This is a genomic window from Pseudomonas sp. NFACC46-3 (genome assembly GCF_900114515.1).
In the GTDB taxonomy this organism is placed as follows: Bacteria; Pseudomonadota; Gammaproteobacteria; order Pseudomonadales; family Pseudomonadaceae; genus Aquipseudomonas; species Aquipseudomonas fluorescens_Q.
In genome coordinates this window covers 176,769-200,027 of the sequence record NZ_FOTH01000001.1, presented here as the reverse complement: position 1 = coordinate 200,027, position 23,259 = coordinate 176,769, and the positions used below count along the sequence as shown (strand labels likewise).

At 57.3% G+C, this 23,259-nt stretch carries 15 protein-coding genes; all 15 read left to right on the top strand.

The genetic code is table 11. The features are described from left to right. Window positions 1–132 precede the first annotated feature (132 nt). The 15 genes from BM300_RS00900 (at window position 133) to fliE (ending at window position 23,258) form a co-directional block, all read left to right on the top strand. Entirely contained in the window at window positions 133–12,279 is a 12,147-nt protein-coding gene (locus tag BM300_RS00900; protein WP_092461688.1) for a LysM peptidoglycan-binding domain-containing protein, read from the top strand. 5 nt (window positions 12,280–12,284) lie between these two features. Continuing rightward, window positions 12,285–12,677 (top strand): hypothetical protein, encoded by a 393-nt coding sequence (locus BM300_RS29835; protein WP_139232327.1) that lies wholly within the window; start codon window positions 12,285–12,287, stop codon window positions 12,675–12,677. 854 nt (window positions 12,678–13,531) lie between these two features. Next, a complete protein-coding gene (locus tag BM300_RS00895; RefSeq protein ID WP_092461686.1) occupies window positions 13,532–13,822 on the top strand; it encodes a DUF3077 domain-containing protein in 291 nt (96 codons plus the stop codon). A 266-nt stretch (window positions 13,823–14,088) separates the two neighbouring features. Next, a complete protein-coding gene (locus BM300_RS00890; RefSeq protein ID WP_256572540.1) occupies window positions 14,089–14,379 on the top strand; it encodes a flagellar biosynthetic protein FliQ in 291 nt (96 codons plus the stop codon). Window positions 14,380–14,400: 21 nt separating this feature from the next. Further along, entirely contained in the window at window positions 14,401–15,144 is a 744-nt protein-coding gene (locus BM300_RS00885; protein WP_092461684.1) for a flagellar biosynthetic protein FliR, read from the top strand. After that, window positions 15,141–16,214 (top strand): EscU/YscU/HrcU family type III secretion system export apparatus switch protein, encoded by a 1,074-nt coding sequence (locus BM300_RS00880; RefSeq protein ID WP_027912328.1) that lies wholly within the window; start codon window positions 15,141–15,143, stop codon window positions 16,212–16,214. The genes BM300_RS00885 and BM300_RS00880 overlap by 4 nt, the downstream gene beginning before the upstream one ends. Then, on the top strand, window positions 16,211–18,295 hold the full coding sequence (locus tag BM300_RS00875; protein ID WP_092461682.1) for a flagellar biosynthesis protein FlhA: 2,085 nt from the start codon (window positions 16,211–16,213) through the stop codon (window positions 18,293–18,295). The genes BM300_RS00880 and BM300_RS00875 overlap by 4 nt, the downstream gene beginning before the upstream one ends. After that, the gene (locus BM300_RS00870; protein ID WP_072338996.1) at window positions 18,292–19,002 is read left to right on the top strand and encodes a flagellar hook-basal body protein; all 711 of its coding nucleotides are present in this window, start codon (window positions 18,292–18,294) and stop codon (window positions 19,000–19,002) included. The genes BM300_RS00875 and BM300_RS00870 overlap by 4 nt, the downstream gene beginning before the upstream one ends. A 15-nt stretch (window positions 19,003–19,017) precedes the next feature. Next, entirely contained in the window at window positions 19,018–19,791 is a 774-nt protein-coding gene (locus tag BM300_RS00865) for a flagellar hook-basal body protein (RefSeq protein ID WP_069970903.1), read from the top strand. Between the two features lie 5 nt (window positions 19,792–19,796). After that, entirely contained in the window at window positions 19,797–20,495 is a 699-nt protein-coding gene (gene flgA, locus BM300_RS00860) for a flagellar basal body P-ring formation chaperone FlgA (RefSeq protein ID WP_092461680.1), read from the top strand. Continuing rightward, window positions 20,482–21,060, top strand: a complete 579-nt coding sequence (locus BM300_RS00855; RefSeq protein ID WP_083569069.1) for a flagellar basal body L-ring protein FlgH — start codon at window positions 20,482–20,484, stop codon at window positions 21,058–21,060. Before flgA ends, BM300_RS00855 begins: the two co-directional genes overlap by 14 nt. Then, window positions 21,057–22,166, top strand: coding sequence for a flagellar basal body P-ring protein FlgI (locus tag BM300_RS00850; protein WP_072338992.1), 1,110 nt, complete (start codon window positions 21,057–21,059; stop codon window positions 22,164–22,166). Before BM300_RS00855 ends, BM300_RS00850 begins: the two co-directional genes overlap by 4 nt. 9 nt (window positions 22,167–22,175) lie before the next feature. Further along, complete coding sequence (locus BM300_RS00845) at window positions 22,176–22,553, top strand: flagellar biosynthesis protein FlgB (RefSeq protein WP_072338989.1); 378 nt, start codon at window positions 22,176–22,178, stop codon at window positions 22,551–22,553. A 2-nt stretch (window positions 22,554–22,555) separates the two neighbouring features. Continuing rightward, window positions 22,556–22,951: a flagellar basal body rod protein FlgC gene (locus tag BM300_RS00840; protein WP_092461678.1), complete on the top strand. Its 396-nt coding sequence runs from the start codon at window positions 22,556–22,558 to the stop codon at window positions 22,949–22,951. Between the two features lies 1 nt (window position 22,952). Further along, window positions 22,953–23,258: a flagellar hook-basal body complex protein FliE gene (gene fliE / locus BM300_RS00835; RefSeq protein ID WP_072338987.1), complete on the top strand. Its 306-nt coding sequence runs from the start codon at window positions 22,953–22,955 to the stop codon at window positions 23,256–23,258. Window position 23,259: the final 1 nt, after the last annotated feature.

The window sequence follows — 23,259 nt, the reverse complement described above, 5'->3', positions numbered from 1 at the left end:
ATTTTCCATTTCCCCTAAACTTTTTTCGAAAGCCGAGCATAAGCACTGACAGTAGCGCTGCTTGGCCGTTGGGCGGGCAGCTATGTTTCGGCCGCGTGGGCGGCTCAGCTTCGTCGGGGAGTTAAGGGAATCATGGTCGCCATCGTCGCCGGTAATGGATTAGGGCTGTTCAATGCTTCGGTGAATTCGTTGGGAGGCAGCGGTGTCGGCGGCCAAGGCAACCTGGGGCAGGCCGGGGGGCAGGCGTTGGTCAATGTCAGCAACGGCAACCTGGTGCTGCGCTTTACCGACGAGCAATTGTCTGGCCTGGGCCAGGATCTGCTGCACACCCGCACCTACAACACCCAGGGCGGCTTGAGCGATGGCGATGCCGATGGTTGGCGCTGGGACGGCGAACGCAGCCTGTTGTTGACCGGCACCGTGAACACTTCTGGCAGCCAGGTGACCCGTACCATGGGCGACGGTCATCAGACGGTCTACCAATGGAACGGCAGCCGCTATCAATCGACCGAGGGCGATGGCGCCCATGACACCGTTACCTGGGATGCCGGTGCCGGTCAGATGGTCTGGACGGATGGCTCTCGGCGGACCGTCGAACGTTACGACGACAATGGCAGGCTGCTGTCGGTCACCGACGCCAACGGCACGCAGATCAGCTACGGCTACGATGCCAATGGACGCTTGAATTCGGTCCAGGACAGCTCCGGCCAGGAACTGGTGCTGAGCTACAACGCGTCCGGCAAGCTGGAGCGCGTCGACACGCGCAATGCTGCGGGCGGTGCGTTGACCCAGCAAGTGTATTACGGCTATGACGCTCAAGGCCGACTGATCAATGTCAGTACCGATCTGAGCCCGGAAGACAACAGCATTGCCGATGGCAAGGTCTACCGTACCGACTATACCTACGACGGGGCCAGCTTCCGTATCGCCAGTGTCGTGCAAAGTGACGGCACCTCGGCCAGCTTCACTTATCAGTTGCGCGATGGCGAATACCGGGTCAAGACGGTTTCCGACGGTTCGGGGACCACCACCTTCAGCTACGACATCGCCAGTAACCGTACAGATGTGCTCAATGGCTCAGGCCAGCAGTGGAGCTACTTCTACGATACCAACGACCGCTTGATAGAAGTGCAGACCCCGGCGGTGGATGGGCAGCGCCTTTCCACGCGCTATGCTTATGATTCGGACGGCAATGTCATCAAGGTCACGGATGGGCGCGGCAACGCCGTCACCTACCAGTACGATGCGAACGGTAATGTCCTGTTGGAGCGCGATGCGACGGGTGCCACGGTAGCTCGCAGCTATAGTGCCGATAATCAGTTGCTCAATGAAATTCGCTACACCGCGACAGCGACCCTGAACGCTGCCACCGGGAGCTGGACAGAGCCGCCGGCCAGTACCGCCCAGGTCACCCGATTGGCCTACGACAGTAATAATCGGGTGCGTTTCATGGTCGATGGGCGTGGCCAGGTCACGGAGTATCGCTATAACGCCCAGGGGTTGAGAACCCAGGAAATCGCCTACGGTGATGCCTTGTTTGTGCTGACCGGGCTCACACCGCAGGATGTGTTGACCGAGTCGCAATTGGTGACTTGGGTCGGTTCGCGAGACCGAACCCGTTCGACCCTCACCGAGCTGAGTTATGACTACCGCGGCAATTTGAGCCGTCGGGTCGCTTACGGCTCGGTCAATGCTGCCGGTACAGGTATCCAGGAGAGCAGCACCAGCGTAACCGAGTACGTGTATAGCCAGCATGGTCAGCTTCTGCAGACGTTCGTAGTCCGTGCGGCAGACCGTAGCCGGAAGATTACCCTCAGCTCGGTTGTCTACGATGGCTTGGGGCGTGTGATCAGCCAGACCGACTCGGCTGGCACACGGACAACCGCTTATAACGGTACTGGCCGTACGGTGGCGGTGACCAATAGCGCCGGCATGACCATTACCCAAACCTACAACGACCGAGGCCAACTGCTTGGTCTGACACAGACGGCAGCCGGCCTGGCATCGCGCTCCACCTCGTATGTCTATGATGATGCTGGCCGGCAGGTCATGGTCCAGGATGCGACGGGCGTGCGCAGCTATACGTTTTACGACGAGGCCGGGCGGGTCAGTGCCCTGGTGGATGGCCTCGGTGCGGTGACCGAATACAGTTATAACGCCGCCGGGCAGCGTACCCAGGAAAAACGCTACGCAACCCTGGTCGACACCTCGGCCTGGTACAACGGCACCGCGGTGCTCAAGAAACAGGTTGATGAAGTTCGGCCGGTGAGCGCTTCTGCGGATCGGACTACCGTTTTGTCTTATGACAATGCCGGTCGACTAAGCGCCAGTACGGATGCCAGTGGTACGCTGACCACCTTCACTTATGACGGGCAAGGCCGGCTGATCAAGCAGCAGACCGGTGATCGCGCAACGCGATTTTTCTATGACGCCAGCGGGCATCAAATTGGTCAGTTGGATGCGGAAGGCTATCTACGTGAAGACCGTCATGACGCCGCAGGTCGGCTGACACAGAGCATTCGTTATGCGAACGCGACTGTGCTTGCGAATCGGGCCACCGGCACCCTCGTTGGTTTGCGCCCACCTTCGGCGGGTGATCTGACGAGTTGGTATTTCTACGACACGGCCGGTCGGCAGATCGGCAGTGTCGATGAGAAGCAGTTCGTCACTGAAACGGTATACGACGAAGCGGGCAATACGCAGAAAACCATTCGTTATGCCACGGCCTATACTGCTGCGATTTCCGCTGCGACAACCTTCGCCACCATCAAGAGCGGCGTGGCTGCGGGTGCGGCACAAACCGCGACCACCACCTTTGACGATCAGGGTCGCGTGGCCCTGCGTGTCGCCACCGATGGCACGGCCACGGCGTATGAGTACGATTCGGCCGGGCGCCTGGTGCGTGAAACCCAAGCCCAGGGCACCACTGAAGAGCGCAGTACCCGTACCCGTTACGATGCTTTTGGGCAAACCATTGGCAAGCTGCTCGGTGAAGCGTCGGGGCGCGTAACGACCGGTATGAGTGCCACCGAAGTGGCTGCGATCTATGCGCAGTACGGTTTGACCTATCAATATGACGCGGCCGGACGGGTGGCCAGCGCCACTGACGCGCTGGGTAACCGGACGTTGTCTTACTACGACGCGGCAGGGCGCCTGACTCACGTCGTCAACGCGATGGGCGAGGTCAGCGAAACGGTTTATAGCGCCTTTGGCGATGTTCGCGAGCGGACTGATTTCACGGGGCGGTTGGCCACGGCAGACACCGCCGCCTTGTCGGGCGGTGTGTTGAATGCGCAACTGAAGACGCTGGTACAAGCGATCCGCGACGCGGCCAATGACAATCGGCGTGTGTATGACTACGACACCCGTGGCCTGCTGACGTCCACGACCGATGCCCTGGGCTACGTGACCCGTTATGGCTATAACGCCTTCGGCAATCAAACATCCGTCACCCGTACAATCGCTACGGGGAACACGATTGTCAGCAGCATCACCTACAACAAGCGTGGCGAGCAGATAAGCCGCATCGACGATGTCGGCGGTTTGGCGCGCAGCAGTGCCACTGTTTATGACGCCTTTGGCCGGGTGATCAGCCAGGTTGATGGTCGGGGACTGACCAGCACCACGACCTATGCAAGCAATGGTCGAGTCATTGTTTCCCGGAACGCACTCAACCAGGGACAAATCAGCGAATACGACGCCTTCGGTCGAGTACTCAAGCAAACGGATGCACTGGGCAAGGTCACCACCTACGCCTACAACGACAGCACGCGCAGCCTGACGGTGACCACGCCCGACGGCGTCAGCGTGGTGACCCTCAAGAATCGTCACGGCCAGACTCTGACGGTCACCAATGGCACCGGTGCGGTGACCCGCTATAGCTACAACAAGGAAGGGCAGCTCGTCACCAGCCAGGATGCCCTGAACCGCACCACCACCAACGCTTATGACGAGGCCGGGCGGCTGCTCACCGTGACCGATGCCCTCGGCCGGATCAGTCGCTACGGCTACGACGCCGCCAACCGCGTGCTGACCCGTACCGATGCCAACAACAGCGTGACCCGCTACAGCTTTGACGGCCAGGGTCGCCAGGTGCGGGTCGTCGACGCCGAAGGGAAAACCGAGCAACGTATCACCGACTACGCCTACGACCGCAAAGGTCAGTTGCTAAGGGTGACCCAGGATCCCAACGGCCTGAAGCTCACCACCAGTTACAGCTATGATGGCGTGGGTCAGCAAGTGCAGGTGATGCGTGGCACGGTGGCCAGTCCCAGCCAGCAGGTCACCCTGTATGCATTTGACAAGCTGGGCCGGCGTACCAGTGAACGCCAAGACCCGAGCGGGCTGAACCTGACCACTCGATACAGTTACAACGAGAACGATCAGGTCACGCGCAAGATCGATGCGGCGGGCAACAGCACTTGGTATGTCTATGATGCTGCCGGTCGTGTGAGTGCCACTGTCGATGCCCTGGGGTATGTCAGCGAGAACAAGTACGACGCCAATGGCCGGGTGGTCGAGACGGTACGTCATGCCAAGCCGATTCAGGTGCCGACGGTGGGCAGTAGCGATGGCCAGACGCTTTCCCTGAGCGGCAACTCTCGCTTGTTGACCGCGTTGGATAAAATCGCCATCGATCCGGCCAAGACCTACACCGTGCGTGTCAAGCTGCGTCAGCTAACAGGTGAGGGGAGCGTCTATGCCGGCGTGGTGACTTACGACAGTGCGGGCAACAAACTCGCCAACACATCCGGAGGAACCTTTTCCTATAACGCAGCTTCGGCAGTGAAGCTGACGCCGGAGATGGGTTGGCAGACCTTCGAAGGCACCATCAGCGGCACCAGCCCGAACAGCGGGGGGGCCAACCGCAACAAGTTCATCGAAGGCAGTGCAAGCGCCGTACCTCTGCTGTTGTACAACTACGGCGTCGACAGCAGCGGTGATCCCACTCGCTTGATTGAAGTGGATTCACTGGAACTGATCGATACGGCGACGGGCCAGGTACTCAACGCCAATGCCAAGGCTGACGCCGGCCAAGTGAACTGGTCCGTGGCCGGCCCCGTGGATATACACGAGGGCAGCGATGCCCTCAGCGCCGAAAATCTTCAAGCGCTGCTGCGCCCTGACAGCGATGACCGGCACACCCAATTCGTCTACGACGCCGTAGGCCGTCAACGCTACGTGATCGACGCCCAGGGCGCGGTTACCGAGAACAAGTACGATGCCAACGGGCGACTTACCCAGACCGTCCAATACGCCACCCGCATTCAACGTCCCACGTATGGCAGCAGTGACGGCTCGACGCTCTCTTTGAGTGGCAACTCAGGTATTTTTACCGCGCTCGAAAAGATCGCCATCGACCCGGCCAAGACCTATACCGTACGCGTCAAGCTGCGTCAGGTAACGGGGGAGGGGCTCGTCTATGCCGGTGTGGTGACTTACGACAGTGCGGGCAACAAACTCGCCAACACATCCGGAGGAACCTTTTCCTATAACGCAGCTTCGGCAGTGAAGCTGACACCGGAGATGGGGTGGCAGACCTTCGAAGGCACCATCAGCGGCACCAGTCCGAACAGTGGAGGGGTCAACCGCAACAAATTCATCGAAGGCAGTTCCAGCGCAGTGCCTCTATTGTTGTACAACTATGGCGTTGACAGCAGCGGTGATCCCAGCCGCCTGATTGAAGTCGATTCGCTGGAACTGATCGATACGGCGACCGGCCAAGTACTGAACGTCAATGCCAATATCGATGCCGGCCAGGCGAATTGGTCCGTCGCCGGCGTCAACGGTGTGCATAGCGCGAGCGATGCCCTGAGCGTCGAACAGCTGCAAAAGCTGCTGCGCCCCGAGAGCGCCGGCGACCGCACCACCACCTACACCTACGACGCCGCCGGTCAACAAAAAACCGTGACCGACGCCGCTGGCAAGGTCGAGTCCTACACCTACGATGCGGTGGGCAACCGCAAGACCCTGACGAATAAAAACGGTCACGTCTGGACCTACAATTACGACGTGCTCAACCGTCTGGTGGAAGAAATCACACCAGCGGTCGCGGTGGCCATTATCACCGAGGCTGGCGTGGTGTCGGCTGTGAACCGTTACCTCGTGACACGCAATACCTATGACGCCCTCGGCAATGTCACCAGCCGTACCGAAGGCCGCCTGCGGGCCAGCGTTGCCGCCGATCCGACGCTGGACGAACTGACCGAGGCGCGCACCACCGCCTATGCCTACGACGCCATCGGCCGGCAAATTCGCATCACCAGCCCAGGCTGGTACAACAAGCTCAGCGGTCGCTATCAACAGGCCTCGGATGGCACCGCCAATACCTTCCAGGTCAGCACCGAAGTCACCTACGATAGCCTCGGCAATGCGGTGCGCAACCGCGTGCGAGTCAACAACAGTGGGGCGGTGGCCACCGATTTCGTCGACAGCTATAAGGTCTACGACGTACTGGGACGGGTCAGTTATGACATCGACGGGCTCAAGGGCGTAACCGCTTATTCGTATGACGGCCTGGGCCAGACCATTCGTACCGTTCGCTACGCCAATGCCTTGACCCAAGCCGTGCCGGCCAGGGGTTATTACCTCTCGACCGATGTCACCGCTACCACCCTGGTTCCCGACGCCACCCAGGACCGCACGCTGATCACCAGCTATGACGCCCTCGGGCGCAAGACCGCGGTGCAGAAAAATATCGTCAGCCTGTTCACCTTCACCGGTAACGTGGCGACCTCAACCCTGACCAACCTGGCACCCACTACGCTTTACAGCTACGACGCCTTCGGGCAACTGGTGCGGGAGACCCAGGTAGCGCGCAACGCCAGCGGCGCTACGGTGCAGACCGGCGCCAGCTCCGTGTACTACTACGACATGGGGGGCCAGCGCATCGGCAGTGTGGATGCCCTTGGTTATTACACCCGCATGGAGTACGACGCCCTCGGTCAATTGACCCGGCAGATCGACTACGCGACCAAGCTCGCCAGTTGGAGCGAGAGCGCTGTGCCGACGGCCCCGACGGCCAGTGTTAACGACCGCCGCGTTCGTTTCAGCTACGACGCCATGGGGCGTCTCAGTCAGACCACTGTGGAAGGTGCGCGCTACTGGCAGCAGAGCATCAACGCCACCACAGGAGTGGTCAGCGCCACGTTGGTGACCGCCGACCTGTCGCTCAGCCGTAGCACTTACGACGGCGTAGGTAACGTCAAGACGGTCACTGACGCCCAAGGCAACGTCGTCAGCACGGACTACAACGCCCTCGGCCAAGTGATCAAAGTCACCGAGCCCGCCAGGGCTACCGCCAAGAACGGCGCCGTCGATCCTTTTGCCAGTGCCGAAGTCATTGCATCACCGATCACTACGCTCCTGCTCAACGCTTTTGGGCAGCAGATCCGAGAGATTCGCGCGGCGGGTACCGACAGCGCTGGTAACGTACAGGCTGGTTTGGCTCAGGTTACCCGCACGCGATACGATTCAAATGGTTATGAAATACGAAGTCTCGATGCGAATGGCGTTGCGACAAATTACAAGGTCGACGTGGCAGGGCGTCGTACCGAACAGAGCTTGCAGACCAGCATCGCGCTTAACGGCTGGACGGTAGGTGGCTCGGCTTTGACGCGAAACCAAACCCTGCGTCGCAGCTTCATCTACGATGCTGTGGGCCAGCAACTCTCGACCACCGATTGGTATACGGCGGCAGATAATACGCAAAAAGGCACGACCAACTCGGCGCTGTACAACCGTTTTGGCGAAGTGACCAGTCAGCTGCTCAATGGCAATCTGCAAGCCAGCTATCAGTACGATCAGGCGGGGCGGGTAATCCAGCAAAGGAATTCCCAAGGCATCGCTAAGTTCGACTATGACCTGAGCGGCAAAGCCACACGCAGTAACCAAGTCGGCGACGCGACAATCGCCACCGACGACCGCATCACGTACACCCGCTATGACATCCTTAGTCGAGCCTTGGAACAGCACTTGCCGGCCTTCGAGGCGAACCTTAATACCGACACTCTCAATAACATCACCTTGACGTTGGCGACCCCAATTATTCGGCAGACCTACGACCGCTGGGGCAACATGCTCAGCCGTACCGATGCGCGAGGCTATATCACCACCTATACCTATGACCACAACAACAAACAACTGACTGAAACTCTGCCGGTGACCGACATCCTGCGAGAAAATGGCACGAGTTATCGCGCGAGTCTGATTCATGAAAAACGCTACGATGGCTTAGGTCGGTTGATTCAGGAGACGGATTTGGTTGGGCCCTATGCGGGAATGGCCAGCAGTACCGAACTTCGCACCCGTCAACATGTTTACAACCAAGTCGGAGAGTTGATTCGCGACGTTGATGCGTTGGGTTATTCACGTAAATACAAAGTAGACAGCAATGGCAATCGAGTAGCAACCCAAGATGCCTTGGGCGCGGTGCTGGTAGACCGTTATGACGCAATGGATCGTCAGTTAAGTCATGGGATTGTTCGCAATGGGGTGGCTGTTACGTTGCTAACCAACCAGTATGATCAAGCGGGGCGGTTGGTTGGTGAGATCAGCGGTAGTATGGCGGTTGAGGAGACGTTGGCTAGTACGGCCAATGCAAATAAGTCCAGTACGATTACTGGTGTTTCTGGGAATGTGCGTTACACGTTGTTTGACGAGCGGGGAAATATTGTTAGGACTCGTAATGAATCGAAGGTTGAGAGATTTTATGAATATAGCGAGGCGAATAGGAAGGTTCTTGAAAGTGACGGATTGAATAATTCGTTAAGTTGGACTTATAGTGAATCTGATTTTGGTCGGCTGATTTCGAGTCGGGTGCCTTTAAAAGCTCAATCTACTTACGTCTATAATGGGTTTGGACAATTGCTGCGGGTAAATACTCCCGCTTCAACAGAGGCCGCTCCGACGCCAGTTATTGATCTGGGAGGGAGTGTCGACTATGGATACTATGCCAATGGCCTGTCCAAGTCATTAACGAAAACAAATCCTATGGTGTTGCCTGGGGATGTTTCTATCGAGGAATTTACTTTTCAATATGATCTGTCGGGGAGGGAGGTAAGGGAGGTAACGGCGAAAAGTGTTAAATATGGATTTGGAAATGTGAATTTAAGCGTGAGCATGGAAACTCGCTATAAATTAGATGAGGGGGGCAGGCTAAGGGAGGTGAAGGCCCCTGTAGGAGCTAGCGCGCCGGGAGTGATGACGGCTGCTGTTAAGAGCGCACGGATAGACTCCCTGAGATATTATTTTGACGAACTTGGGAATCGTCGTAGAAGTTACTTGGATGCAACTGACCAAGTGGGCATACGTACACAAATTGATAATTGGTACAGATTTGATAAAGAAGGGCGGGTTCTGATTGATGAAGGGTACTCTAATGGTTCCCAAGTAGTGGCGGGAAAAGTAAGCGGTAAATCCAAAGGTACAGCTATGACCTACGACGTTGCGGGGCGTCGTCTCGCCACGGAGCAGTGGGATAGCACTGTCGGTTCTAATGAGTTATATGTGCGCAATGAATATGTTTATAATGACCTGGATCAGGTGCTGAGCTCTAATTCTTCTAAGCTCAAACGTGGTCTTGGGGCTGATAGTGCAGGGTCGGTTTATTCTAAAGATCCCTCTACTCTTAGTTTTGCGAATGTCTATAACTCATTCGGGAGTAGGGTTTCTCAAGTTTCGTATGCTTCTGGCGTGGTTAGTTCTATTAATAACTATAGTTACCGTGGTGACGGTAAAATCATGGCGCAGGAACGGTACAATGTTTCAGGTGGCGTGCAGAAAAAATCGCAAGCAAGTTATTTTGGTGAGGCGGGAATGTTTGATAAAGCAGGCAACCAAGTCCTGTCCCGCTATGTGGTTTATACGTCAGATGGTCTGAGTGTAAACTATACGGGTACTTATGCTACGACGTATACTCCATCAGCAGGCTCCTATAAAGAAAGCGCTATTACCGTAACGTCAAGTCTCCCCAGTACTCCGGGCACAACTGTATTTAGCTATGATCGGGATGGGGCTGTAAGTAGTGTAAGTGCCAGGCTTAGTCTCAGGAATTTTTCCTCATATAAAGACGGGCAAATAGCCACAAGATATGAAAAGGATAAGAAAACTCAAAACTATTTTTATCATGAGGGTAAGGCCCTGGCTAATGTTGGGACTGCAAGTGCTGCGGAAATTAGCGATACATTGACGCCGATTTCAAAGGAGTACCCTGCTCAGAGTCCAAGTAATTATGTGGTTAGTCAGGAGGATACTCTTGCGAGCATCGCTCAAACTGTTTGGGGCGACTCAGGGATGTGGTATCTGATCGCAGATGCTAACGGTCTGGATGTTGCTAATCCCTTAATTCCTGGCAGCACTATACGTATTCCAAATGTGGTCGGTAGCACGCATAATAATGCCTCTACTTTCAAGCCTTACAATCCCGACGAAATAATTGGTGATAACACTCCAACGCCCGGGCCTCCACCACCGCCAAAACCAAAGAAAAAGAAGAGCGGTGGTCTTGCGAGTGTTGTGATGGTCGTTGTAGCGGTTGTTGCGACAGTTCTGACCGCTGGCGCTGCTGCGCCGGCAGCGGCTGCAGTCGTAGGTTCATCGGCGATCGGCGGGCTCGCGGCGACGGGCGTGGCGGTTCTCTCTGGTGCAGCTGGTTGGGCTGGTTTAGGGGCCGCAGTTCTCGGCGGTGTGGTGGGAAGCGCCGCATCACAGCTCGCCGGCAAAGCTATGGGGGTCGTTGATAGCTTTTCGTGGGGCCAAGTTGCAGTGGGCGGAATCACCGCGGGTGCTACTGCGGGCTTTGGAACGCTCGCCCAAACCGGTGCCATCGGTTCATGGGCAGGGACAGCTGCTAAATTCATGAGCGACGGAGGAGGTTATGGTGCCGGCTATGCGGCGCTGGGTACGTTCAACTACGCCAATAGCCAGCTCGCCAGCCGAATAGTGGGGCTTGATACGTCGTTCAGTTGGCGCAATGTCGCTGCATCGGCCGTAGGGGCAACCATTGCCGGATACGCTGGAGGCGGTAGCAGTGGCTTGGTGAACTCGACTATACGAGGCCAGGTGAGTGCCTACGCGTCAGCGACTATCAAGGACAAGTGGTTTGGAGGTGGGCGACCTGATTATGGGCAGGTCGCGGCGGATGCTTTTGGGAATGCTCTGGGTAACTATATGGTCCATAACTCGGTTGCTACTCAGGAAAATAATTCCCCATTGTATGCATCCGTAGGGAGCAATTTATTTGAGCAAATGCTTCAGAATGGGGAGCAGCCGGATACTATGACTCGGTCCGATCTTGCCAGATTTGCAAGGGCTTCACTGGATAATGGCAACATCCTTCCTGCCGATTTGTACGGGATGGTCTTTGGGGAGAGAGCTGCTTATTCAGAGAGCGAAACGGTCCGGCCGTCAATCTATGATTATCAGATTTCGATTCGAGATTCGGACGTTCCTAGTGATAATGTGAGTGCGGTTAAGACGTATGCTCCTGAGATTCCTGTCGTAGAAAGTGTTTTGACTTATTTGAATGACAATTCGGTTATCCCTCGGGAGCCAATGAATGGTGATTTTTTACACGATAACCTAGCAACGGTTAGCAACGTATTTAACACGCCGCTTAATTTTACTTTTGGGGTCGCCCCTGCCTTATTGGCAGACGCTGCTGAGTCCAGAGTTGGAAGCTTTTTTTATGATCTTGCTTTAAGTAATCCGGGTGGGAGTGGGGTGGGAAGTGGGGCCTCTGCTGTCTCGCGATATCTAAAAGGAGCTGCAATTGAGATTTCCGCTGAGATCAAAACGTCATTAGATTGGACTAAGTTGTATACAGTGCAGGCAGGTGGTAAGATTGGCTCAAGCAGTGTTGAGGGGCCCGTAGTTATTGATCTCTTCGGTGGCCGTACGTCTCAGATTCCTGGAGCAATTAATATCGATATTGTGGCGGAGCAGGGAATTCGAGCATCCGCTCTGCAGCTACCAATTAAGTCTGGTGTTGCGGATCAAATTATTGCAAGTAATCCATATATTAAAGGGCTCACAAGCGAGGCTTGGCTCCCTGGTGCAGCAGATGCCTTAAAGTCGGGTGGCCAGCTCATCATTAATTCTACATCCAGAAATACAACAGCTATTTTGCCAAGTATCAAGGTGTTAGACGGTATGGGGCTTCGTATAGTGCGGGAATCTGGATCGCTGTTACCTCAGTTTGAGAATAATATTTTCAGGACGACTGATGGAGTCAAGATTCCGAACTGGAAGGTCCAAAGTACGATTCTTGAAAAAAGGTGAGAAAGATGAAGTATGTATCTGAAAATTTTGACAGGCTTCACTTTACGGAATCTCGGTTAGGTAATCCTGTGGTCGAAGGAAGGACCTTATGTATTCCCGTGCATGGGGTGCTTCCTATGATGGGACATCCATTAATGGACGATGGTCCGCGATTATTATCCGGAAAGCTAATGTTTCGAGGTGTTGCTACGTCGCGAAGGGGGGTGACCGAATATATAGGGGACCCAAAAAATCCAGACGGTTTCAAAGATGAATATTCAGTGGAGGATTTACCTCCTAATCCCAATGAGTCTGGTGACTGCCGAATGTATCTTTTTGAGGGTTTGTTTGAGGATCCTGTCGCTTGGGTTGACTGGGATGTTTTAGCGGAGTCTTTCGAATTAATAATTGATGAGTGAAAAAAAATTAGGCGAGGGAAATAGTGGCGGGGTAGGCGCTTAGGAATCCCTTCCGGGCATTGGTGAATGCGGCCATTTTTTATTTGAGCGTGGTCTGTCATATTCCGGAACAATCTTGTTGGAAGGTATGTGCAAGTGCGTAGATGATGTGTTAATTAATTATTTATATGTTGGGCTTGGTCCTCACGAGGCAGAGGAAATTTCTATTCTTCGCGCTCACCTCGCTTCAAATGTCACTCTTTGTAGAAGAGTTAAAGACAGAGTGCGCTCGGGGAGTGAGCGGGAGAGAGTGACGAGGCAGTCCCTGCGGCCTCTCCCAATGCCCGCGCCTCTTGATGTACCTCTGCTCGCAACGCGTGCTCAAGCTTCTCCAGAATTTTTCGAGACCTTGAGCTGCGTCCGCGAAACGTGTCTATCCCTGAGGGACTGCGGTCACTGGGTTCTCACGTAGGAAACTTCTGAAAATTCCACCAAAAGCACTATTCTGGCCCTAAGCCTCTCGCCGGAGGTTTTCTGTCGCGTTACGCTCTGGATGTCGCTGCACATTCAGCGACCGGGCTTGGTAACCCGGTGGAATAAGGCGTAACAGTGCACGGACAGGATTGCAGGCTTTCAGGCCTGCGATTTTGTTTTATGGCAGCTGTGCGTGGGACGTCTTCTGACGTGCCGGTTTCCTTGATTCCCCGGTTTACCAACCTGCGCACAGCTGCCACCCATTCGCTTGGTAACGGATGCGGCAGCTCTTCGAATCAAGGGAGTTGAACAATGCATATCGATAGATCAAGAAAACGGCCTCTTCTGCTCTGCAGCTCTGTATCGCGGTCCCGCTGCATCTCAGTCAGTGGAGATAGCAAATGACCGAACAGGCAGAAGCAAAAACTATCGGCTACACCCCATTCCATTATTGCTCCGACCGTCCGCTGTTCCGCGTTAACGGCGGTGTCCCGTTAAATGAAGCGTTGCAACAAGCGTCAGATCTCTTGCATCTCGCCTACCGGCTTGCAGAGGACGCCACTTTCGAAAGGAAAACGGACCGCCATGCCTGGGCCGCTCATTATCTAATGGAGATGAGCAAAGCAGTGATTGATGATGTAGTGAAAGTCATGACGGTTAGATCGGAGGGATCAAAACACTCCAATAGCTAACGGACGCACCGAGACAGCAAGCATTAGATTCGCCGGAACGGGGAAAAGCGGGGTAGACCACGATATATGGGGCGGACCGATTACAGGAACTCAAATCGTGGTCTGTCCCCGGCTCCCTTCCCGGGCTTCCCTGAATATCCTAGTCCACTCCCACCACCATTCGTCCCCACCACGTAACATCCTGTTGCATCCCCTGACACTAAATCGCTACCATGGCAAAACCATGGCGATCTGCCATTCAGGCTATGGCGCGCCCAGAGTGCACCTTGGATCAAGTTCAGTTGGGGTTATGGATGACGCAGGATTTCATGCTCTACGCGCTCAAAGAAGCGCTTCTAACCTCCGCAATGGTGGCTGCTCCGTTACTCCTGGCCATTCTGATCGTCGGCCTTGCGGTCAGCATTCTGCAAGTCGCGACCCAGATCCAGGAAATGACCCTGACCTTCATCCCAAAACTGATCGTGACAGTTGTCATGTTGCTGGTCTTTGGAGGCTGGATGCTGACGGTCCTCAAACAATTCGCACTCAGTGCATTAACTCAGGCCGCTAGCTTCTAGCAGCGTTTTTGGTGTGAGTTTGTGCTGACATCCTTCTTCCTCAATGCGCTTCTCGTGTCGGTCAGGTTGATTCCGCTCGTGGTGGTTTCGCCGATCCTGTTTTTTTCGCGCATTCCATTGACCGTCCGGTTGATCTTGGCGCTGGCGCTGTCCGCTGTGTTGGTGGGCAGCATGACGCTCACCCAGGCCCCTGTTTTCACGCTGCCCGTGGTGTTGGGCGAGTTGCTGCTGGGTGTGTTGATGGCCTTCGGTTTTCATGCCGCTCATGCCGGTGTCGATATGGCGGGTAAGTTGATCGACACTCAAATCGGTTTGAATGCGGCCGGGGTGTTTGATCCGGGCACTTCTAACATGACCGGCCTGATGGCCGAGCTGTTGGTCTGGTCGTTGGGTGCGCTGTTTGTCGTGCTCAATCTGCATCACGATTTGCTCAGGGTGTTCGCTCAGTTGCTGGTGGCGGTTCCGCCCGGCAGTGTGTCGCTGAGCACGCTGTCCGTGTCTTTGGCGACGGTCATGACGCAGCAGTTTTTGCTGGCGTTCATGATTGTCGTGCCGGTGATCTTCGGGTTGTGGCTGATCGATGTGGCGTTTGCGTTCTTGTCCCGTTCCATGCCCCAGGCCAATGTCTATTTCCTGTCCTTGCCCCTCAAGTTGGGCGTGGGCATGTTCATTTTTATCCTGACCTTGCCGATGATCGTGCAGCGTCTGCCGCTGCTGATTGAAAACGCCTTGCGGTTTGCCTTGTCACCGGCAGGTGTGCAATGAGCGATCAGCAGGACAAGAGCGAAGAGGCCACGCCCTACAAACTCGAAGAGGCGCGCAAGAAAGGGCAGGTGCCTCGCAGCCCCGATCTGTTGTCCTTCATCATGTTGTTGACCTTCCTGATGGTTTTTTCGGCCATCGCCTACCCGTTAGCAAGTGTCATTGCTGCTCACACCCATTGGTGGCTCGGCAATGCCGGGCAGTTGGGGCAGGGCTTTGGTTACCTGGGCGAGCAGGGCGGCTATAGCCTGCGACAAGTGGTGTACGGATTGTTGCCGTTGATTGGTGCGCTGGTGCTGATGGCGATCCTGACGAACCTGTTGTTCAGTGGCCCGGTGTTTTCAATGACGGCCTTGAAGCCCGATTTCAAACGACTCCATCCGATCCAGGGCCTCAAGAAACTCTTTTCGCGACGCATGTTCGTTGAGCTGATCAAGGTGCTGGTCAAGGGCGCGTTGTTCTCGTTGGTCTTGTATTACCTGTTCCAAAGCGTGCTGCCGCAGTTGTTGGGCATGGCGACGATCTCTCCCCTGGAGTTGCCGCAGGCCGGCAAACAATTGCTGATGCAGTTGGGGTTTACGGTATTGGCGGTGATGGCGGCCGCGGCGCTGTTTGATATCTGGTATTCGCGGCGTGAGTTCGGGCGGCAGATGCGTATGAGTCGCCGGGAAACGAAGGACGAACATCGCCGCCGCGAAGGTGACCCTGAAGTACGTGCCAAGCGCAAAGGTATCCAGCAGGCGCTGTTGAAGAAGGCCGCTGCGCTGGGGCAGGTCAAGGATGCCGACGTCATCATTACCAACCCGACTCATTACGCGGTGGCTTTGCAATACCGACCGTCCAGCATGCTCGCGCCCAAGGTGCTCGCCATGGGACGCGGCCTGCATGCCCGACGTATCTGCCATGTTGCCAGGAAACACCAGGTACCGATTTTGCGTCGTCCGCCCTTGGCGCGGGCGCTGCATGCCTTGGCGCGGGTCGATTCGGCGATTCCGGATTCGACGCAGGCCGACGTAGCGCGGATTTATCGCTGGGTCATCGCACTGCCAGGCAATAAGGTGCTTGCGCCATGAAGCCACTCTTGTCACGCCTGCTTTCCGAGGGCAGCGATCTGCTGCTGGCTGTGGCGGTCATCGGCATTTTGCTGGTGTTGTTCACGCCGATCCCTACCTGGCTGTTGGACTTGCTGCTGCTGACCAACTTTGCCGTTGCGTTGATGGTGTTGCTGGTGACCTTCGACATCGATAAGCCGTTGAGCTTTTCGACCTTTCCGTCGCTCTTGCTGATGACCACGTTGTTTCGCCTGGCCCTGAACATCTCCGCGACGCGGCTGATCCTCACCGACGGTGATGCGGGGCTGGTCATCGCGGCCGTGGGCACCCACGTGGTGGGAGGCAACTATGTCGTTGGTTTCGTGATCTTCCTGATCCTGGTGGTGGTGCAATACGTGGTCGTCACCAGCGGCGCCCAACGGGTGGCCGAGGTCGCCGCTCGTTTTACCCTGGACTCGTTGCCGGGTAAGCAGATGAGCATCGACGCGGACCTGAACATGGGCATCATCGACCAGGAAGAAGCCAAGCGCCGACGCAGCCAGTTGGAGCGTGAGTCGAACTTCTACGGGGCCATGGACGGCGCGTCCAAGTTCGTCAAGGGCGATGCGATTGCCGGCATTGTGATCATTGCGATCAACATCATCGGCGGCCTCTCGGTCGGCATCCTGCAAAAAGGCCAGAGCTGGGGCGATGCGCTGCATCACTACACGTTGCTGACGGTGGGCGACGGTATTGTGACGCAGATTCCTTCGCTGATTATTGCCGTGGCGGCGGGCATCATCATCACCCGCGCCGCGACGGATGCGCGCCTGGGCCCTGAATTGGGGCGACAGGTCTCGGCTTATCCCAAGACCCTGGTGGTGGTGGCGCTGGTCACCCTGTTCCTGGCGATGATGCCAGGATTGCCCTTGATTCCGCTGATGATGCTGTTTTGCGCGTTTGCCGCGGCGGCGTGGTTTTCCTACCGCAAGTTGCGGGACAAGGCCAGCGTTGGTGAGGACTCCCAGAAGGACGTGCTGACAGGGCAAGACAGCGAGTCCGATGATGTCTACGCATTGATGAACACCGATGCGTTTGAACTGCGGTTGAGCGCTGACCTCGCGACTCACGTCCTGGCAGCCACCAGTACCTTGAGCCTGCGTATCGAAAACCTGCGCAAGCAGTTCGCCAAGGATTATGGCTTTGCCTTGCCATCGCTCAACGTGCATGCCGATAAGAAATTGGCCAGTGGCACTTACCAGGTCTGTGTACAGGGCGCGGTGATTGCGACAGGCGAGTTGGAGTTCGATAAGTTACTGGCGATCAACCCAGGTGGCGCGACGCTGGCTCTCGAAGGGCGTGCCACCAAAGAGCCGACCTACGGGCTCAAGGCGCTCTGGATCGAGGTGGCGCAACGGGCCCAGGCGCGCACGGCGGGGTACACCCTGGTCGAGCCTGACACCGTGCTGTTGACCCATTTGTCCGAGCTGGCCCGCCGCTATGCGCCGGAGTTTCTGACCCGTGCCGAGACCGAGCGGTTGATCGAGAAGAAGCGCGTCGGCTTGGGCAGCCTGGTGGACGAACTGGTGCCCCAAGTCCTCAGCTACTCGGATATCCAGCGGGTGCTGCAACTGTTGCTGCGCGAGCAGGTGTCTATCCGCAACCTTGAGACCATTCTCGAAGTGCTGGTGGATGCTGGGCGGAGCAACAAGAGCGCCGAAGACCTCGTCGAGCGGGTGCGCGAGCGTCTGGGCGCGGCATTGTATGAACGGTTGGTCGACAAGAACGGCGAGCTCAACGTGTTGACGATCGCACCGCAACTGGAAGGCTACATGCTGGCGGCCTCGCGTCCTCGCGAAGGCTTGCAATCGGCGTTGTTGCCGGCCCAGGAACTGGAGCGATTTGTCACCACCGTCGCCCGGGAAGCCGAACGCCAGCTCAGCGGCAACAAGCAACCGGTGCTGTTGTGTGCGGCGCCATTGCGACGGGTCTTGCGGGCCTTCATGGCGCGAGCCGTGCCGCACATGGCGGTGCTCTCGGTCAATGAAGTGGGGCAGCACGCCCGCGTGACCTCGGCCGGCATGATTGACCTGCCCGGTTTCCCCAGCCTGGAGTCCCCATGAGCGACTTGATCATGCAACTGGCTGGGGTCATCCAGCGCGATGTCGATCACTTGAAAGCCGTGTCGCAGAACGTCGCCAATGCCAATACCGTTGGCTACAAGGCCGAGCGCACCTTCAATGTCATGGCGTCGAACGTGGCCGGGCCGGGCGTTGCAGGTGGGCTAGACGACATTCAGGCGCAGACCTGGATCAGCACCGATGGCGGTGCGTTGCAACACACCGGGCGGGCCACAGACCTGGCGCTGTCAGGGGATGCCTGGTTTGCGATAAAGACGCCGGGCGGTGTGTTGTTGAGTCGTGACGGGCGTTTCCAGGTCGACAAGGCCGGTTATCTGGTCAGCAAGGCGGGTTATCCGGTATTGGCCGATGACGGTCCGCTGCAAGTGGCGGATGGGGTGCTCAAGATCGACGCGAGCGGGGAAGTCAGTGTCGCTGATCGACCGGTAGGGCGCCTGAGTATTGTGCGCGTCGACAATCCGCAGCAGCTATTGGCCGTTGGGGATGGGTTATACGCGGCCAGTACCGGGATCACACCCGCCAAGAGCTTCGTGGTGCATCAGGGGCTATTGGAGCGCTCGAACGCCGCCATGGGCGCCGACATGGTGAAGATGATGGAAGTGTCGCGGCATGTCGAAACCATGCAGCGAGCGCTGTCGGCCTACGACGGCATGCTCAACAGCGGTATCAACCAAATTGGCAAGAACTGATCAAGGGATGTGCTTGTGATTGACTCATTAAGTATTGCCAGCTCCGGGCTGACCGCGAACCAGGCATGGATCGACAGTATTTCGAACAATGTGGCGAACATGCAGACCATTGGCTACAAGCGCAGCCAGGTGGACTTTCACGACATGGTTCGCGAGGTTGGGACACGCGATGATGGCGGTGGCATGACCGAGAGCTTGCTGACTGGCGCAGGTATCCAGGCTTCGCAGCCGAGTCAGGTCTTCAGCCCGGGCACTGTCCGCGAAAGTGGCAACGCGCTGGACTTGGCCATCCAGGGCGATGGGTTCTTTGAAGTCGCGTTGCCGACGGGCGAGCTGGCCTACACCCGCGCGGGACGTTTCCATCTCGACAGCGAAGGGCAACTGGCAATGCCGGACGGGCAGACGCTGACGGCCGACCTGCGCGTACCACCGGACGCACGCAACTTGGTGATCAAGCAGAACGGGGAAGTCCAGGCGACTATTACCGAGACAGGAGAAATCATCAGCGTTGGACAGGTGCAATTGGCCAAGTTCGCCAGCGCCGAAGCGTTGACGAAGCTCAGCGACGGCCTCTATCGACCGACGCAGGCCAGTGGCGAAGCCATTTATGCCGAGCCGGGTCGAGACGGTCAGGGTGTGTTGTTGCAAGGCTACGTCGAGATGTCCAACGTTAACCTGATCGACGAGATGAGCGGGCTGGTGCTGGCCCAGCGCGCTTATCAGATGAACGCGCGATTGCTGCAAGCCAGCGATCAGATTTTGGAAACCATCAATAACCTGCGCCGTTGACCTTCATGAATATCCATTGGTTGGCCGGACTCGGGCTGTGGCTCGCCAGTGCGAGCTACGCCCAGGCGATGCCCGATGCCGGTTGCGATTCGGCGGCAAATCAAGCCTTGAGCATGGCCACCCAACGTATCCAGGCGCAGTTGGCCACGCCTGAGGTTGAGCTGCAGCTCACGCCCATGGGCGAGCTGCCGGCCATGGCGCATCCACAGATCCGGCTGTTGAGCCAGGGCATCCGCAGCCGGGTGTCCGTGGCGTTGAGCGGCACCGTGTGCGGACATGAGCGGCCGAGCGTGGTGACGGTGTGGTTCAAGGTCCAAGCCTGGAAACAGGCGTGGGTCTATGGCCGCAACGGGCGAGCCGACCAGATGGTGGCCGATGCTCAGCCCCGGTTGGAGCGGGTGGACCTGGCGGCAGCGCAATTGTCGCCCGGCGATTTGCCTGGCGACCTTGCAGGGCAATGGCTGACGCAATCGGTCAATGCCGGCATGCCGGTGCTCAAGCGTCATCTCAAGGCCGAGCCCTTGGTGTACCGCGACGCCCCGGTGACCGTGGTGGTCTATGGCCCGGGCCTGATGCTGCGCACCGAAGGCAAGGCACTGCGTCCGGGTGTGTTGGGAGAACGCGTACCGGTGATGTTGGACGGCGCCGAGTCGAGCCTGTTGGCGGTGGTTGTCGGTAAAGGAGAGGTTCATGTCGACCCGTAACGTTCGCAAGGCTGGGCTGGTGATGCTGTTGCTGCCGGGGATGGCTTGCGCGCAGAGCCTGATCAACCCCGATGGCTATCGCTCACTGACGGGAGACCGCCGTGGCTACCATTTGGGCGATACCCTGACGGTGCTGGTGGTGGAATCGACCACGGCGCAGAGTGCGGCCGGCACCGGGGCCGAGAGCAATACCGATATTTCCGCGCGCACCGGCCTGGACAGCAATACGCATCAAGCGAACCTGGGCTTGAGAGGCGATACCAACGGCACGGGCCAGACCAACCGCAGCGGACAGATTCGTACCAACGTTTCGGTACGGATCATTGAACAACTGCCCGAGGGCTTGTTGCGCGTCAGCGGCGAGCAACGGGTGACGGTCAACGATGAAAAACAACAAGTGCGTATCACCGGTCTCGTTCGACCCGATGACATCGCCTACAACAACACGGTGCTTTCCTATCGCCTGGCAGACGCACAAATCGACATCGTCGGTGACGGTGTGGTGACCGATGCTCAGAAGCAGAACATCGTTTTCCGGGTGCTCAAGTGGCTGCGAATCTTATGAAAATGATTGCTCGACTGCTCTCGGGCCTGCTGCTCGCCCTTTGGCTGCAGCCGACGCTGGCTGATGTCCGGATCAAGGAGCTGACGCGCATTCAAGGCGTGCGGGACTATTCCATCATCGGTTATGGGCTGGTGGTGGGGCTGGCCGGCACCGGCGATACCGACCGTAATCGGGCCACTCGCCAGTCATTGGTCAATACCCTGAAGAACTTCAACGTGAATGTCGCTGATGGAGACCTCAATACCCGCAACACGGCGGCGGTGATGGTCACCGGCAACCTGCGTTCGTTCAGCGAGTCCGGGGACAAGCTGGACGTCGAAGTCTCTTCCCTGGGCGATGCACGCAGTCTGCTGGGGGGCACCTTGTTGATGACCCCCCTGTATGGCCCGGATGAAAAGCTCTATGCCCTGGCCCAAGGGCCGATGTCGGTGGGCGGATATGTCTTCGAGGCCAACGAAAATTCCGTGCAGAAGAACCATCCGACCGTCGGGCGTATACCCCGCGGCGCCAGTGTCGAACGTTCGGCCTTTTCGGAAAACGATGAGGTTTCGAAAAAACTGGTGCTGATTCTCAACGAGCCGGACTACACCACCGCGCAACGTATTGCCGATGCCTTGAGTCGCGAGTTGGGTGTGGCCGGTGTGCGTGTCGTGCATGCCGCCAAAGTGGAAGTGCCCGTGTCAGCGGGCATGACCGTGCCGCGGTTGATTTCGCGGGTACAGAACGTTTCAGTCGCACCGGATTATGCCGCCCGGGTGGTGGTCAACGAACGCACCGGCACAGTGGTCGCGGGCGCCAATGTCCGATTGGGTGAGGTGAGCATTTCCCAGGGATCGCTGAGTGTCGTGATCAGCACCAAGTTCCAGGTGTCGCAGCCCTCGTGGGTCGCCCGCACCGGGCCGAGTGTCGGTACCGTGGTCGTGCCTGACACCGAGCTGACGGTGAATGAAGAAGAACACGGCCCGGTGAAATTGGCCGAAGGCGCGACGGTGGGAGATCTGGTGAAAGCCCTCAATCAGGTTCGATTGAGCACGCGAGAAGTCATCACCGTGTTGCAAGCCATCAAACAGGCGGGCGCTCTGCACGCTGAACTCATCGTTCAATAAGGAAGATTGATGTCAACCGATATGAATCTTGCAATAGAGACCGTGCGCTTCGCCATGAGCCTGGAACAATTGCGGGCGAAAGTCGCGGCTCACAATATCGCCATGGCCAACGTTCCGGGGGGCAAGGCCATGCGCCTCAACGGCTACGAGCCGATGGCCGCCTTGCGCGGTTTGCACAACGACCCTGAGTTGTTCGCCCAATCGTTGCGTTCGCTGCAGGACAGCGAACTCACACCGTATTTGCAAAGCTATACGCCGGGCGCGCCATTGGCACTGGACGGTGAAGTGGCGCAGATGTCCGCCGCGAGCGGTCGCTACCAAGCCTTGGCAGACGGTGTATCACGCCAGTTCGCATTGATGCAGCTGGCTATCCGGGGAGGTCGCTGAAGATGCCTTTGGACAACATCAGCGAGATCGTTCGCGGGAGCATGGCTTATGAGCGTTCGCGAGCGGAAGTCGCCAGCTACAACCTGGCGATCGCCAACGTGGCAATAGGGCCGGGCGAACGCTCACCGTTGCTCAGCGTATCGCCTCCGACCAGCTTTGTCGGCCAACTGGGGTTGCAGCAGCCCCGGGTTCACGCTCAAGCACGTAGCGACAGCCGCTTGGTCCATGAACCGAGCCATCCCATGGCTGACCAGAATGGGATGGTGCATTACCCCAACATCGAAGCCGCCAGGGAGATGGCGACCTTGGTATCGGCTACCCGTGCCTATGAAGCCAATATCCGCTCCTACAACAGCTTGCGTGAAATGACGCTCAAAGCCTTTGAAATTGGAAAGTGACATGACCGCCGCCATTGCGCCTATCGCATTGACCCCCGACCTTACACCGGCCGCTGCCTTGGCGGACGGACCGATGGGGCCTCAGGGCACCGACTTTGTCGAATTGCTGAAATCGGGTGCCACCCAACTGAATGCACAAACCGGCCAGGCCAGCGAGATGCTGTCGGCTTATGCGCTGGGCGACAACATTGCGCCTCACGATCTGGTCATGGCCATGGAGCAAGCGAAGCTGTCGCTGCAATTGGCCGTGGAGGTGCGCAACCGTCTGGTAGATGCCTACCAGGAACTCACGCGGTTGCAGATCTAAG